Source organism: Phaeocystidibacter luteus, from assembly GCF_008933115.1.
Classification (GTDB): domain Bacteria; phylum Bacteroidota; class Bacteroidia; order Flavobacteriales; family Schleiferiaceae; genus Phaeocystidibacter; species Phaeocystidibacter luteus.
Genome location: NZ_WBVO01000008.1, coordinates 31,990 through 44,159, shown reverse-complemented (window position 1 = coordinate 44,159; position 12,170 = coordinate 31,990). Strand labels below are relative to the sequence as shown.

Sequence of the window (12,170 nt, the reverse complement as noted above, 5' to 3'; positions counted from 1 at the left end):
GTAAAAGCGTCTTTTACCGATTAGAGAGGGAGAGAGAGAATGTTTTTGCATTTCAATTTATAAGAAGTACCCCGCCGCATTGAACCAAGCGTGCAATAGGATCGGAACCCATAGAGATCCACTGAGCACCCGCAAATACATGAATGCGGAGCCTGTGACCAATGCGTAAATAAAGTTACCCGTATTAAAAGTCAACTCTACCTCACCCGTAATTCTGAAAGCATGTGTAAAGGCGAAGAGAAGCGTGATGGCAATCGCAGCCGGCCAAAATTCTTTTTTCTGCGCCTCAGCAGTGGGTATGAGCAAGGCGAACAATACCCCACGGTACATCCACTCCTCAGAGAATCCAGGCATGGAGATTTGGTACAAGAATGAATTGGCGTCTTCTTGTATTCTTCCCGATAGGTAAAATAGGGCGTACAATCCGTAGAGCACGAAAAGCACTCCTGTCACCGTCCAGGTCTTTTTCTTATTCTGAATCTTACGCGTCCAACCCACACCGTCCCAATCCTTTCCGAACGCCAAGAATGAAATGAGCACAAGTAAAACCAACGAAGCTAGTTTACCTTCCCAATTGTACTTACCAGGAATCACATCGGGAAAGGAGAGAAGTCCGAATCCTTCGTACAGAATTGATTTGTACATGAAGAAGGAAATCACGGCGATGAGCATTTTGCTGATATCGGCTGATTTTCCTTGGTATCCCAAAATGCCTAGCCCGAGTATCAAGAGCAAGGCTGTTTCTGAAAGTGATTGGTAAAGACCGAACATGTGGGTTAGTTTAGTAAGGGAATGTACTAAGGAATTCTCTTTAGCTCTTTCAAATTATTATCAAAGTCAAAATCCTCCGATCGTGGACTTTCGATTCCCGCTTCAATTGCCTTTTTCAATGCAGCTGTTTTACCTTCCTCAGTTTCTAGAAGCCGAAGCCCTGCCCTAATAACTTCGCTAACGTTCTTATACCGACCACTCTGAATTTGATCGCGAACGAATTCATCAAAGTAATCTCCAAGAGAGACAGATGTGTTCTTGCTCATTTTTTGACTTTTGTTAAAAGTACCAATTTTTGGTAAACATTATCCAAACTAAGAGATAGAATCCATACCTTATTCAAAAGGCTAATTAATGAAGTTTCGCTTCCTCTCCATTCTACTCATTCTCATGGTTAGCGCTCTCTGCAGTTGGTCTTACTTCAATGTCAATTTTACTTCTGATTACGACGTGGGTGAGCCGGTCGACACGCTAAACGACGTAATCGTGTACTACAATGGCTCAGTCGGTAATGTGTCGGGCAGAAATACTTCGGCCGACGGTTACAACATCGGACTCAAGTACCAGTGCGTTGAATTCGTGAAGCGCTATTATCTCGAACATCTCCATCACAAAATGCCAAACCCATGGGGTCATGCGGTGGATTTATATGATCCCGATATTGCCGATGGTGCACTCAACCCGAATCGCGGACTACTCCAATTTTCAAATCAAGGCAAAGCACAACCAGCGGTAAAGGACCTAATTGTGTTTGAAGGCACGCGTTGGAATCCATACGGCCACGTTGCCATTGTTTCCGCCGTCAATGAAAATTCAATAGAAATAACTCAGCAAAATCCTGGTCCGAACGCACCAAGTCGAGTATCAATACGAATGAGTTATGAAGATGGTAAGTGGACGCTGGATGACGGTGTGCTAGGCTGGCTTCGACTGCCCTAGCGATAGAATCCGGAGCTGTCGAGGTAGTCCCAAACCGCTCTTGGAACCATGTACGAAAGATCCTTTCCATCCTTTAGCGATTCGCGAATTCGTGTGGCCGATATCTCCATATTCGGAGCGTCAATCACATGTACCTTCGGATGGCTTCCAAACTCGCCACCATCGTGTCCCGGACGTGGATACACATAGAGGTCGTGTTGCTCTATAATCTTGTCGAAGTTCTTCCACTTGTGAAAGCTCTCCAGATTGTCCATGCCCATAATTAGGCTGAATTTTTTATCCGGATACTTTTCACTCAAATGGGTGAGTGTGGTTATTGTATAGCTAGGTTGAGGCAGATTGAATTCCTCGTCAGACGCCTTCATGCGAACATGGTCTACAATCGCCAGATCTACCATGTGCAAACGCTGGCGGTCATCCAATAACGTGCTCTTCTTTTTATGTGGATTGTGCGGAGTTACCATGAACCAAAGCTGATCCATATCGCTGTATTCCAACATGTGTTGAGCGATAATCATGTGCCCCACATGCACCGGGTTGAAGGTTCCAAAAAAGAGTCCGACGTGCGATTTCATGACTTCAAAAAAGCTCCGATTTTCTCTTCAGCTTCGCGACAAGCTCTTTCGAGTTCGTCGTTTACGATGGTGATATCGAATTCAGATTCACGTTTACCTTCTTCCTCCGCTTTTGCCAAACGCTGTTGGATTTTTTCCTCAGAATCGGTTCCTCTTCCGCGTAAGCGCTTCTCCAATTCTTCCATGGTAGGTACCCTCACATAAACGGCCAAGGCTCGCTTTTCGAAGTGTTTCTTTAGGTTGAGACCGCCTACAACGTCAATGTCAAAAGCTACATGCCCGCCTTTGTCCCAAATACGACTTACTTCCGAGCGAAGCGTACCGTAATAGGTTCCTTCGTAAACTTCTTCCCATTCGAGGAATTCTCCATTTTCTATGCGCTTTCTGAATTCATCAGCGCTGAGAAAATAGTAATCTACACCGTGCTGTTCCTTTCCTCTGGGGGCTCTGCTTGTTGCTGAAATCGAAAACTCAAGCTCGGGATATACTTCGAGTAAATGACGAATGATTGTCGTCTTTCCAGAGCCAGAGGGAGCTGATAATATGACGAGTTTTCCCCTAGAGAACATTCAATACTTGTTCTTTGATTTTCTCCAACTCTTCTTTCATTCCAACCACGAGTTTCTGCATCTCTACGTGGTTCGCCTTAGATCCAAGCGTATTGATTTCCCGTCCGATTTCCTGGCTAATAAACCCGAGCTTACGTCCGTGAACGCCTGATTCCGCCAACGATTCCACAAAGTGGTCTAGGTGACCGGCGAGACGAACTTTTTCCTCATTGACGTCGTATTTCTCGAGGTAGAAAACGAGTTCTTGTTCGAATCGGTTTTCGTCAACTTTGGCCTCCAGATTCTCGAGTGCCTTGAGCATTCGCTCGCGTGTATTTACAATGCGCTCTTCTTCAAATTGAGGAACAGCAGCGAGTAAATCGCGAATGGTTTGAATATTTCCGCGAAGATCTTCTTCGAGGTGGTCACCTTCGCGTGAACGGAAGGTGTTGAACTTTTCAAGGGCTTCAGAGAATGTGTCGAGAATTGCTTTTTTCTCTTCGTCACTCACTTCACGTGATTCATTCTTCAGTGCATCTGGCATACGCATGGCCAATGAGAGTACGTCACTCTCCAAACCCAGCTCACGTGCAATGCCGTTTAGCTGGCGCACATACCCCTTAACAACTTCAGCGTTGATGGCCGGTGCTTCATCGGCACCGGTGAGCTCGACATAGAAACCGATATCAGCTTTTCCGCGCTGAATTCCATTGGCGAGCAGATCGCGAACGTCCACTTCCATTTCTCGGTGGCTGCCAGGTAGGCGTAGGTTGAGGTCGAGGCCTTTGCTGTTGAGACTCTTTATCTCAACCGTAACTTTTTTACCGGGAAGCTGTGCAACGGCCTTCCCAAAGCCGGTCATGGAACGAATCATGTTCAGATGCTTTGGTGGCAAAGGTAGCGAATCAGTTTGTCGCGTCGCTTGCAATTCACATGGAGACCACTATCTAGCGATTACTAGCTTTTCAACCCAATGATTTCGATTGTCGTGAAGTCGTAAATAATACACTCCAGATTTAAGTTCAGCAGTTGAGATTAAACCTTCGGGCTCAACCGTTCCAGTTTTGACTGTAGATCCATCTGATGCAACAATCTCAAAGGATGTGTTCTCCTGAATGCCCGAAATTCGGACGTAATTCTGAGCTGGATTCGGAAAGATGGAAACCTCATTCGATAGTTCGGCTTGGGATAATCCTTTCTGACCACGGAATACTATTTGGATGAAATCCATCTGATTATTATTCACTTTGGTATTAAAGATTAATGCTTTGGGAGTTGAATAAGGAAATTGATGGGCAATGTGTCCTTCATATCCTGTCAAAGCAAATTCGAAACGGTATGTAGCTGTGTAGTCGATAACAAATGGAGGATTGAACGTGATAAGGGTAGAACTTGGATTATAATCCGATACCGAGAAATTGAGAGCATTACCAACTTGACCAATTTTCACGAAACCTTGAATAGAGTGGGTTTGAGCGTAGATATCGCGACGAACTCCAGGCAGCAACATGTGATGAAGTTCGGTCATATTCCCCGGAAGTGATAAAAAGCTAATGCCATATTCAAATGAGTTGATGTCGTCCCATCCCGAGGATTGAACATGTTCATCAATTACTGCATATTCAATCCTTGAACTAGTTGTCAAGGAGACAGTATTTGAATAGTCAAAACAGCGGTTGGCGTCATACGCCTTTATGCTGTAATCGCCATCTCCTGAGACGCTTGTGATGTTAGAGTCGAGTGCGGCAACAAGAACTTTATAGAAGTACAAGCTTCGGGTATCAGAATAGATTGATGGATTATCAATGCTCAAAGTGGTTCCATTCAATGATACGGTCAATGGTGTTTGATCGTGTACCAACATACGATGAATTTCTACCGTGTCGCCATTCACCACACAGTAATAAATCTTCGTTGAATCAACCGTTGCATAAGGTCGAGAGGAACCGGAGTTAAAGTTCAATCCGGTTGTGGGGATCCATTGAACATTTGAACCCGAAGGCCCATTCAGTTGGGTTGGAACATTCGGGCATACCACATAGTCTTTGAATACTCGTGTATCACTACTTGTGAAGAACAAGCTCCGAATTGTAAGACCATTGCCTGGACAACGATTGTTCTCCGCCACCAAATCAAAGGTGTGGGTGCCTACCGGAAGGTCGCTTGGAACAAGCCATCTGAATTTGAAACGAATCATTCCGGTGTCGGCTAATGCGGTTGAGCTTTGCGTCGGTATAAGCTCAGGCAAGGATGAGTATCCCGGCGAATGAGGAGTAGGCTCGCTGAAGTACACTTGGATTGAGTCTCCAGCTGCAATGAGCGAGCTGGTATCCCTCACCTCAAATTCAATCTCGATTGTATCCGTTCTAAACGTTTGAATGAAAATGGCACTGTCGTGATTTCTTACATCAAACGCGTGTGAAGAGTTCAGTTGCGATAGCTTCGGTTCGCTGTGATATTGCATGTCAATGTACTTCAACCCAAACGTGTACCTCACAACACTTGCTAGTCCAACTCCATTCGGAGCTGGTTTGTATCCAGAGAATGCTAATACGGCGTGAAAGCTGGAATCAATCAAGCCCGAATAAAACATACCATCCGCAGAAAGTGAATCATTGGGCGAAGTAGGGAAGTTTTGACTGTATCCTGTATTATAAGTGACATTCGCACCATTCTGAGTTTTGGCAAAGGCCATACTAACGCTCATGGTAGAATCCGTTCCGCCGGGGTTTGGCTTAACGTCAATAGCACGCGTAGACGAATTCCGGAAGGTGTTAATAATATTGAAATAACCACTTGACTTATTCGCACCTGCATGCCACATGTAGGCGTCGTAGTAAACGTCGCTGTACCCTGTTACGTTGATTTCAGAGGTGTCGGCTCGGCAACAGTCTTCAAACCAGAAATCGTACCGCGTTCCAGCGGCTGGTGCTGCAAGTGTTATTGGAAGACTTCGGAAAGTTCGGAGTTCTAGGTTGCGTTCAGTTGAATCATTGCAATACTGCGTGAGCCGCTCTGTATCGTGCAGGGCTAGAAGTATAGTTGAGCGTCCTGGAACATTCGTATAAACCGTCAATTGATAGGGTAGGGCATGAGAATGGGCTTCGGTGTGACCAACCAGTTGCGCGTAAAAGATGTACCTGTCGTTGCCCAATGCTTCCCAATACACTTGTCCACCCTCGTAGTGAGAGGCAAAACTTGAGCTAGCAAAAATTATGAAACCAATACAGAGGAGGAGTTTCTGGCGTAATAGTGCGAACATAAGTGAGAGCAAATTGAATCTAATCCGCACAAATGTAACGATTAGGGGATGTAATCGACATGTTTTGAGCCGATTCTACTCAGATCGAATTGATCACGTAACTCCTGAAGAGATGCGCTTCCATATTCATCCATCAATCCCGAAAGCACTCCAATTTTTCCGAGCACATCATCTGCTGACATCCCACTCTCCCTCAATTCCCGAATGCTCTTGGCTCCATTTCTTTTCGACAATCGGTGCCCATCTTCTCCCATCCACAATGGCGAGTGCGCGTAGCTCGGAGCTGTTCCCCCTAGCACGTCTGTCAGCGCAAGCTGCCTTGGGGTAGAATCCAGTAAATCGCTGCCCCTTAACACATGTGTAATTCCCATGTCTAAATCGTCTACCGTACATGCCAATTGATACGCCCACATTCCGTCTGCTCTCTTGACCACAAAGTCGCCACCATAACCCGGCGGATACTCCTGTTTTCCGCAGATTAAATCCGTGAAACTGTAGGAACGGTGGGGCAATCTGAACCTAAAGGAAGGATCTTTTTCCTCCCTCGCCGCAGCAACTTCTTCTTTAGAAAGGTCTCTGCAGAAGCCCGGATAATCCGGTCCTTCTGAAGAAATGCCATGTGGAGCAGAAGCAAGAGCTTGAAGGTCTTTTCTGGAGCAGAAACAAGGATAAATCAGGTCGGCCTTCTCGAGTTTGGAAAGCGCATCGCGGTAGAGGTCGGTGCGTTTGCTTTGGTAGAACGGACCTTCATCCCAATCCAAGCCCAACCATTCCATGTCACGCATGATTTGGTCGGCATATTCTTGCTTGCTTCGCTGCGTGTCATTGTCCTCAATGCGTAAAATGAAGGTACCATTCATCGACCTCGCTTGGAGCCAAGCAAGGACGGCGGTGGCAAAATTACCCATGTGAAGTTCGCCCGTAGGCGAAGGAGCGAAGCGGAAGCGCGGCTTTGCTCCAGACATGTGCTACACGAGGTATCTGTCAATCCACTCGCGAACAACTCCCTGGCCCCCTTTAAGAGGAAGGATGACGTCTACCGCCTGACGCACACTTGCGACAGCATCGGCAGGGCAAGCTGAAAAGCCTACTACTTCGAGTATTGGAAGATCGCTGATGTCGTCGCCAATATAGGCGATGTTTTCTGGCAGGATGTCGAGCTCATTAATCCACTCGTTGAGGACTTCGATTTTAGGTCGAGTGCCTACGTAAACGCGATCGATACCGAGCATCTCAGCTCTTTTTTCGATAGGGCGAGGCTCTTTTCCGGCGGAGATAATTCCAGTCAGAATATCGTTGTTTTTCAAGGCTTTGATTCCCATGCCATCCTTGGCATTGAACTGCTTGATTTCGTCGCCATTTGCTGTGAAAATCATACCGCCATCGGTGAGAACGCCATCGCAATCCATGATCACCATGCGGATGTTCTTAGCCTTTTCCTTAGCCTTTAGGTCGCAATGAAGAAGGTCCTCAGCCGGGATATTCAGTTGCGCGGCAAGGTCGAGGACAGCTGTCACGCTAATTTTGGCAAGGTCAATTTCCTGACCGCTGAAGTATTCGAGATTGTGCTTGAGCGTTTCTGCAATGGTCATAAATTCAGTGCTTTGCGGATTGCCATAGTCTTTTCAAGGATACCTCTCAGTTTGTCGAGTTGAAGCATCGTATGTGGGTCGCTCTTAGCGGTCTTCGGATCGGGATGCGTTTCGATAAAGAAGCCATCGGCACCCGTTGCTGCCGCAGAAAGTGCAATCGTTTCTATCATGCTAGGGTCGCCCCCCGTAACACCTTCTGTTTTGTTTGGCTTCTGAACAGAGTGCGTGCAGTCCATGATGACCGGAACACCATGCGTTTTGAGGCGATGAATGGAAGTGGCATCTACGATCAAATCGCTGTAACCAAAGGTTACTCCTCTTTCGCACACCCAAACGTTGTCGTTACCGGTAGACTTAATTTTCTCCACAGGAAACGTCATCGCTTCTGGAGAAAGGAATTGTCCTTTTTTGATATTCACCCCTTTGCCGGTGTTTCCGGCTGCAATAAGCAACTCGGTTTGTCGGCAGAGGAATGCGGGAATTTGCAGGTGATCCACGTATTTCGCAGCAAGCTCTGCTTCGTGTGATTCGTGGATATCTGTAATCGTTTCAATTCCGAATTCTTCGCCAATTGACTTGAGGATGCCGAGTGCTTTTTCGTCTCCAATGCCTGTAAAGGAATCCAGGCGAGATCGGTTAGCCTTTCGGTAGCTTCCCTTGAAGATGTAACGAATACCTAAGTCGTCACACATCGCTTTCACTTCCTTGGCGATTGCGCGAGGTGTTTCTTCATTTTCGATGGCACATGGGCCGGCAATGAGTGTAAATCCCATCAGCTTTTATTTCTTGCTTTAACTCCCAAGTAACCACTGTGGTGGCGCTTGGCGTATTCTTCTTTTGTGAAGTTGATTTTCTCCATCATCATAACCACCAAAATATCGCCAACTACGGTCATGACCGTAGTCGATGTGGTTGGCGCCAAGCCCAATGGGCAAACCTCCTTGGGGCCTCCAGTGTATAGGAGTACATCGCTAAACTTGGCGAGGTCGCCTTCCATAGACCCTGTTAGTCCAATAATCTTGATGTCTGGATACATCTCTTTTACAAGGTGCTCCATTTCAATGATTTCACGGGTCTTTCCAGAATTGGAAATGAGGAACATCACATCGTTTTTCTGCACCATCCCTAAATCGCCGTGCTGCGACTCAGCTGGATGAAGGAAAATAGATGGCGTGCCTGTGCTACTGAGGGTCGTGGCGATATTCACGCCAATTTGTCCAGCTTTGCCCATTCCGCTTACGACAACTTTACCTCCTTTGAGGTGCACTTGCTCGTGGATGATGGCAACGGCCTTTTCGATGATTCCGTCGACCGGAATGTTTTGAATCGCTTGGATTTCCTGTTCAATAATCGCTTGGATGCGCGATGTAACCATGGAAGAAAAGTTTGGTTCAAAGGTACGAATAATTGGAGGCTGACGGTCTTCGTCGATTTTGAGGGTAGGGTCGTTGAAAAAAATGCTAACTTTCTGGCGAAGAAGAGAGAAGACTTAAGACCGACCAACTAAGCTGCGAGAGAAATGAAATCGTACCGACTGACGCTGTTCGCCCTACTCATGTTGGGCATCCCGCTTTTTTTGTTTGCCCAACCGGGTAACCCAAGCACACCTGCACCATTACCATTTATTTTGATTGCTGCCGCTGGCGTGGGATACGGCGTATATCAGAAGAAGAAAAACCAAGCCTGATGAAAAAACTACTGCTCTTAACTTTCTCGCTCGCCTCTTTCATCGTATTTGGACAAGGAAAAATGTTGACCCTTTCCGGTACAGCTGGAGATTACGTCGACCTCGGCAATGAAACCAAGAGAAACTTTGGAAGTGCCGGAAACAACTTCACCGTTGAATTTTGGTTCTACGATACAGACGGCACGGCGGAGTTACTCGGTCTAGATAACGGATACCTCACTTTCCAACTCACAAGTGGAGATTTGGTGGTGACGATTTCAGATGGAACGGACACTCGTACGTTCACCAATGCGGTAAGCGCCTCTGCATGGCACCATGTGGCGTTAGTGATGGACGATGAATCGGGGAATGAGTTGAAGCTCTGGCTGGATGGCTCGCGAACGGATTCTGTGGTGGAAACAACTTGGAATCCAGATTTGTCTTCGGGTCAATGGTACTTGGGTGCATTGAGCACTTCGCCGACTACGCCGGCCTCGGCAAGTTTTGATGAATTGAGATTTTGGAGTGAGGCGAGAACGAAGGAGAATGTACTCTGGTATCAGCAAGATACCATCTCGTTTGCGGACGATGACACTACGGCATTGGAAGGATATTTCACGTTTGAAACGCTGGCAAGTAACACCTTGGTAGATAGTGTGTCGAATGGAAGCAACGGTAGTACGGCTAATGCCACGACGCCAACTTCGGTGAGAACTACGGCGCCTGTACCGTATTATACTATTGCTTCGGGTGATTTGTACGTGAGCGGTACTTGGGCTACCGGGCAAGGTGTGCCAGACGTGACAAATCAGTACACCAAGATCCGCATAAAGCACGAGTATGATCAGATAGATGTGGCTGGTGGTGATGACGCGTTCAATTTGGGGGCCTTAATGATCGACTTTGCACACGCCAGTGATGCCGATTCAACTTTAAAACGGCCAGGCTCACACTCCACAATTAACGGTCATACCTCAATTGCTCCCGTTATGAGAGACTTGGTAGTTCAAGGGGGTAGTTTTCACGTGAACGAGACTATAACAGTAACGAGGAGTATACGTGCCGTAAACAAGCCGGGAGGTTGCAGTTGGTGTGGACAAGGACACCTTTTCATCGACCCTACAGGAAGAATTAACTTTACCGGTACTACCATCTCAATGGCAAACTCAAGGACTACCATTCGTGGTATTTTTGATGTCAAAAGTTCAAGTCACAACTTCAATTTATCAAATTCCACAATCACCATCCAGGATGGTGGTCTAATGCTCACAGAAGCTACTGGGTCGAACACCTGGAATATGAGCAATGCCTCGTTGACTATTTATTACGGTGGGGGCGTGTCCAACACAAGCGCAGAAGCGTCTATTTCTGGGTCGCCTAATATTTCCATGCGAACTAGGTTCTCTAGTGGAGTGGACGGTTGGCGTCATTTTTCTAACCCCAATAACGCGGGCAAGCCGAGTAACTTCAATGATGATTTAACCTTAGACTACACCGGAACGGCAACGGCGAATATTTTCACCTGGGATGCTTCGGAGAATGGCGCAACTACCAACGCCAATGGGTGGACCGCAATAACGGACAGCACAGAAAGCGCGGTGAATAAACCTTATGTGATTTACGAATCCGACGCTAACTTTCCTGTCCTCAACAGTGTAATATCCTTCAAAGGGGGTCTGGCCAGCGGAAATCACAGTACAACGTGCTATAATTATTATGATCCAAGTGCTGATCAAGTAGCTCAGAACCGTGGTTGGAATCTCATTGCGAACCCATATCCAGGAGCGATAGACATTTCAAAGCTCCTCAATGACTACAATGGGGATGGCGGTGCGGATAATCCATCGGAATGGCCTTTTGCCTATCAAGGTGTGCACATTTGGGATCCTTCTGCTGGACAATATGTTGCGGTGCTGGCTTCAGGTGAGTCTTTGGAATCTCACGACAATACGACGGCAACAACTTCAGGTGGGTTCTCATTTATTCGCCCATTCACTGCATTTTGGGTGAAGATGTCCGCCTCAGATGCAAATTCTGAAACTTTCACCCTGAAGAATCCGCATCGATACGCAGATCGCATGGCGAGCGGAAATTCAGTGTTCCACAAGAGAGTTAATCCCGCACTTCGATTGAATGTGTATGACCCAGATAGTTCTCGAGATCAGGTGCTCGTAATCTTCGACCCAGATGCCACCGATGCCTGGGACCAAGGTCTCGAAGCGTATGATCTTCGCTCAATGAACTCGGATGTTCCTAGCATGTGGATTCCTACTACCCAGGGCACGCAGTCAATTCTTTCGGCTGACCTTCCTGTTGGGGTGACTAAAACCTACCCAGTAACGATTGAGGTTGGGGAAGCTGGATCGCACACCGTAGATTACAACAAGGATCATTTTGGTCAGTATATGGATGTCTGGTTGATTGATTCCACAGCACAAAAGACACATCACCTTCTCAACGCACCTTATTCGTATTTTGAATCCAATGCGGGGGATAGCCGCACTCTGTGGGTTGCCGTTAGTCAAAGTGCTATAACTGTTCCGGAGTTTGCGCCAACAGAACTATACGTAACACAGTCGGACGGCCAGTGGCAAGTAGACATCGGCGAGCAAGCACAGACCGGTCAAATTCAACTCATGGACATAAGTGGCCGTGTGATCGATGTAAAAGAGGTGAATGGTCAGTTGACGTCTTTCAATCGTCCAGATCAGGCTGGTGTGTATCTCCTCCGCTGGATGAGGGATAATGAGGCGCCGTTAGTGGCGAAGATGACTACTTTCTAGGTTTAGATCATCTTCCAATTATAGGTATAAAAAA

At 46.8% G+C, this 12,170-nt stretch carries 13 protein-coding genes; 3 read left to right on the top strand and 10 right to left on the bottom strand.

The genetic code is table 11. The features are described 5' to 3' along the window. Positions 1–57: 57 nt before the first annotated feature. Together F8C67_RS10120 and F8C67_RS10115 are read right to left on the bottom strand one after the other, a co-directional pair. On the bottom strand, positions 58–771 hold the full coding sequence (locus F8C67_RS10120) for a CPBP family intramembrane glutamic endopeptidase (protein ID WP_151667726.1): 714 nt from the start codon (positions 769–771) through the stop codon (positions 58–60). A gap of 26 nt (positions 772–797) precedes the next feature. Next, on the bottom strand, positions 798–1,037 hold the full coding sequence (locus F8C67_RS10115) for a type II toxin-antitoxin system ParD family antitoxin (protein WP_151667725.1): 240 nt from the start codon (positions 1,035–1,037) through the stop codon (positions 798–800). Positions 1,038–1,125: 88 nt separating this feature from the next. Between F8C67_RS10115 and F8C67_RS10110 the strand changes: the two genes are divergently transcribed. After that, positions 1,126–1,710 carry a CHAP domain-containing protein gene (locus F8C67_RS10110; RefSeq protein WP_151667724.1) on the top strand — a complete coding sequence of 195 codons (585 nt, stop codon included), beginning with the start codon at positions 1,126–1,128 and terminating at the stop codon, positions 1,708–1,710. On the opposite strand, the gene nadD is transcribed toward F8C67_RS10110, so the two are convergent. The 8 genes from nadD to F8C67_RS10070 all read right to left on the bottom strand — a co-directional run bounded on the left by nadD (position 1,707) and on the right by F8C67_RS10070 (position 9,062). Then, on the bottom strand, positions 1,707–2,285 hold the full coding sequence (gene nadD, locus F8C67_RS10105) for a nicotinate (nicotinamide) nucleotide adenylyltransferase (RefSeq protein ID WP_151667723.1): 579 nt from the start codon (positions 2,283–2,285) through the stop codon (positions 1,707–1,709). The genes F8C67_RS10110 and nadD overlap by 4 nt on opposite strands. Next, the gene (gmk, locus tag F8C67_RS10100; RefSeq protein WP_151667722.1) at positions 2,282–2,854 is read right to left on the bottom strand and encodes a guanylate kinase; all 573 of its coding nucleotides are present in this window, start codon (positions 2,852–2,854) and stop codon (positions 2,282–2,284) included. Before gmk ends, nadD begins: the two co-directional genes overlap by 4 nt. Next, positions 2,844–3,707: a YicC/YloC family endoribonuclease gene (locus F8C67_RS10095; protein ID WP_151667721.1), complete on the bottom strand. Its 864-nt coding sequence runs from the start codon at positions 3,705–3,707 to the stop codon at positions 2,844–2,846. Before F8C67_RS10095 ends, gmk begins: the two co-directional genes overlap by 11 nt. Positions 3,708–3,776: 69 nt before the next feature. Further along, positions 3,777–6,095 (bottom strand): T9SS type A sorting domain-containing protein, encoded by a 2,319-nt coding sequence (locus F8C67_RS10090; RefSeq protein ID WP_151667720.1) that lies wholly within the window; start codon positions 6,093–6,095, stop codon positions 3,777–3,779. A gap of 41 nt (positions 6,096–6,136) precedes the next feature. Further along, entirely contained in the window at positions 6,137–7,060 is a 924-nt protein-coding gene (gene gluQRS, locus F8C67_RS10085) for a tRNA glutamyl-Q(34) synthetase GluQRS (RefSeq protein ID WP_151667719.1), read from the bottom strand. 3 nt (positions 7,061–7,063) lie between these two features. Next, the gene (locus F8C67_RS10080; protein WP_151667718.1) at positions 7,064–7,687 is read right to left on the bottom strand and encodes a KdsC family phosphatase; all 624 of its coding nucleotides are present in this window, start codon (positions 7,685–7,687) and stop codon (positions 7,064–7,066) included. Then, the gene (gene kdsA, locus F8C67_RS10075; RefSeq protein WP_151667717.1) at positions 7,684–8,460 is read right to left on the bottom strand and encodes a 3-deoxy-8-phosphooctulonate synthase; all 777 of its coding nucleotides are present in this window, start codon (positions 8,458–8,460) and stop codon (positions 7,684–7,686) included. Before kdsA ends, F8C67_RS10080 begins: the two co-directional genes overlap by 4 nt. Then, positions 8,460–9,062: a KpsF/GutQ family sugar-phosphate isomerase gene (locus F8C67_RS10070; RefSeq protein ID WP_151667716.1), complete on the bottom strand. Its 603-nt coding sequence runs from the start codon at positions 9,060–9,062 to the stop codon at positions 8,460–8,462. Before F8C67_RS10070 ends, kdsA begins: the two co-directional genes overlap by 1 nt. Before the next feature lie 144 nt (positions 9,063–9,206). On the opposite strand from F8C67_RS10070, the gene F8C67_RS14320 reads away from it, so the two are divergent. Next, positions 9,207–9,374, top strand: coding sequence for a hypothetical protein (locus F8C67_RS14320; protein ID WP_170266431.1), 168 nt, complete (start codon positions 9,207–9,209; stop codon positions 9,372–9,374). Beyond that, positions 9,374–12,136: a LamG domain-containing protein gene (locus tag F8C67_RS10065; RefSeq protein ID WP_151667715.1), complete on the top strand. Its 2,763-nt coding sequence runs from the start codon at positions 9,374–9,376 to the stop codon at positions 12,134–12,136. Before F8C67_RS14320 ends, F8C67_RS10065 begins: the two co-directional genes overlap by 1 nt. Positions 12,137–12,170 lie beyond the last annotated feature (34 nt).

Excerpts from the sequence above, each read along its gene's own strand:
- F8C67_RS10120 (WP_151667726.1), bottom strand. The coding sequence starts at position 771 with ATGTTCGGTCTTTACCAATCACTTTCAGAAACAGCCTTGCTCTTGATA.
- F8C67_RS10115 (WP_151667725.1), bottom strand. The coding sequence starts at position 1,037 with ATGAGCAAGAACACATCTGTCTCTCTTGGAGATTACTTTGATGAATTC.
- F8C67_RS10110 (WP_151667724.1), top strand. The coding sequence starts at position 1,126 with ATGAAGTTTCGCTTCCTCTCCATTCTACTCATTCTCATGGTTAGCGCT.
- nadD (WP_151667723.1), bottom strand. The coding sequence starts at position 2,285 with ATGAAATCGCACGTCGGACTCTTTTTTGGAACCTTCAACCCGGTGCAT.
- gmk (WP_151667722.1), bottom strand. The coding sequence starts at position 2,854 with ATGTTCTCTAGGGGAAAACTCGTCATATTATCAGCTCCCTCTGGCTCT.
- F8C67_RS10095 (WP_151667721.1), bottom strand. The coding sequence starts at position 3,707 with ATGATTCGTTCCATGACCGGCTTTGGGAAGGCCGTTGCACAGCTTCCC.
- F8C67_RS10090 (WP_151667720.1), bottom strand. The coding sequence starts at position 6,095 with ATGTTCGCACTATTACGCCAGAAACTCCTCCTCTGTATTGGTTTCATA.
- gluQRS (WP_151667719.1), bottom strand. The coding sequence starts at position 7,060 with ATGTCTGGAGCAAAGCCGCGCTTCCGCTTCGCTCCTTCGCCTACGGGC.
- F8C67_RS10080 (WP_151667718.1), bottom strand. The coding sequence starts at position 7,687 with ATGACCATTGCAGAAACGCTCAAGCACAATCTCGAATACTTCAGCGGT.
- kdsA (WP_151667717.1), bottom strand. The coding sequence starts at position 8,460 with ATGGGATTTACACTCATTGCCGGCCCATGTGCCATCGAAAATGAAGAA.
- F8C67_RS10070 (WP_151667716.1), bottom strand. The coding sequence starts at position 9,062 with ATGGTTACATCGCGCATCCAAGCGATTATTGAACAGGAAATCCAAGCG.
- F8C67_RS14320 (WP_170266431.1), top strand. The coding sequence starts at position 9,207 with ATGAAATCGTACCGACTGACGCTGTTCGCCCTACTCATGTTGGGCATC.
- F8C67_RS10065 (WP_151667715.1), top strand. The coding sequence starts at position 9,374 with ATGAAAAAACTACTGCTCTTAACTTTCTCGCTCGCCTCTTTCATCGTA.